Genomic DNA, 1,525 nt, shown 5'->3' with positions numbered 1-1,525 from the left:
CCAGCCGTCCTTCGCCGCCGACCTCCCGGACTTCGACCTCGGGGCGGCCCTGGACGCCCTCCCCGGCCTGCCCGCGCGACTGCGGGCCGTCGCACTGCGCACGGCCGGCCGGGCGCCCTTCGGGGTCCGGGTCGCAGTGGCCACCGCCCTCCAGGCCCGGCTCCAGGCCGGCCTCGGTACGGCGGGCGGCCCGGCCCCCGGCCGTACCGCACTGGTGGTGGCCGGACACAACCTGACCACCGGCTACGCAGAACGCCTGCACCCGAAACTGGCGGGCGCCGGCGCGCACGTACCGGCCAGGGCCGCGCTGCACCTCCTCGACACCGACCATCTCGGCATCCTCAGCCAGGTGTTGGACATCACGGGGGAGGGCTGCACGGTCGGCGGCGCCTCCGCCAGCGGCAACGTGGGCATCATCACCGGAGCCCGGCTGCTGGCCCTCGGGGCGGCGGACGCCTGCCTGGTGGTCGGCGCCCTCGCCGAACTCTCCGCGCTGGAACGCCAGGCGCTGCTCAACCTGGGCGCGATGTCCGGCGGTCCGCGCGGGCTGGAACCCGGGGCGGTGTGCCGCCCGTTCGACGAGGACCACTCGGGATTCGTCCCCGGCCAGGGCTGCGGGGCGCTCGTCCTGGAGACCCAGGAGTCGGCCGAGGCCCGCGGGGCGCCCGTCCTGGCGCGGATCGCGGGCTACGGAATCGCCCTGGACGGCAACAGCCAGGCCGACCCGGACGAACGCGGCGAGACCGCGGTCATGACGGCCGCCCTGCGGATGGCCGGCCTGGCGCCGGAGGCGGTGGGGTACGTCAACGCACACGGCACCGGCTCCGCCCTCGGTGACCGTACCGAGGCAGCCGCGCTCCGGGAGGTCTTCGGGGACGGTCCCGACCGCCCGTGGATCAACGCCACCAAGGCACTCACCGGCCACTGCCTCTACGCGGCCGGCGTGGTGGAGGCGGTCGCCACCGTGCTCCAGCTGCGCGGGGGCTTCGTCCACCCCAACATCAACCTGTACCGGCCGATCGACCCCGGGCTCCGGTTCACCGGCCGGACGGCCCGGCCGGCGGACCTCTCGTACGCGCTCTCGAACGGCTTCGGCTTCGGGGGCATCAACACCAGCATCCTGCTGGCCGCGTGACCGGGCCGGCCGAGGACGGAAGGTGGACACCGTGACGGGACGCTGGACCGCGGAGGTGCGCGGTGCTCCGGACGCCGGGGTACGGCTCTTCTGCTTCGCGCACGCCGGCGGCGGCCCGGCCGGATTCCGCTCCTGGCAACGGGAGTTCGGCCAGGACGCGGACATCCGGCCGGTCCTCCTCCCCGGCCGGGAATCCCGCTCCAGGGAGCAGCCGCTGCGCCGGATGACGGACATCGTCGGACCGCTGTGCGACGGGCTCCTGCCGCTCCTCGACCGGCCCTACGCGCTGTTCGGGCACAGCCTGGGGGCGGCCCTCGCGTACGAGGTGGCCCGCGAGCTGGCCGCGCGCGGCTGGGGCGAGCCCCGCCACCTGTTCGTCTCCGCCCGCCG

Annotated in this window: 2 protein-coding genes; both read left to right on the top strand. The window is 75.7% G+C overall.

Going from position 1 to position 1,525, the window contains the following annotated elements:
* A partial coding sequence (locus tag GT042_RS17980; protein ID WP_161309733.1) for a beta-ketoacyl synthase N-terminal-like domain-containing protein occupies nucleotides 1-1,135 on the top strand: 1,135 nt, incomplete at its 5' end.
* Nucleotides 1,136-1,166: 31 nt separating this feature from the next.
* Nucleotides 1,167-1,525, top strand: a 359-nt coding sequence (locus GT042_RS17975) for a thioesterase domain-containing protein (protein WP_161309732.1), incomplete at its 3' end; no start/stop codon positions are given.

It is taken from the genome of Streptomyces sp. SID3212 (assembly GCF_009865405.1).
Lineage (GTDB): Bacteria > Actinomycetota > Actinomycetes > Streptomycetales > Streptomycetaceae > Streptomyces.
The sequence above is the reverse complement of the archived record's forward strand: the minus strand, read 5'-3'. Positions and strand labels throughout refer to the sequence as shown.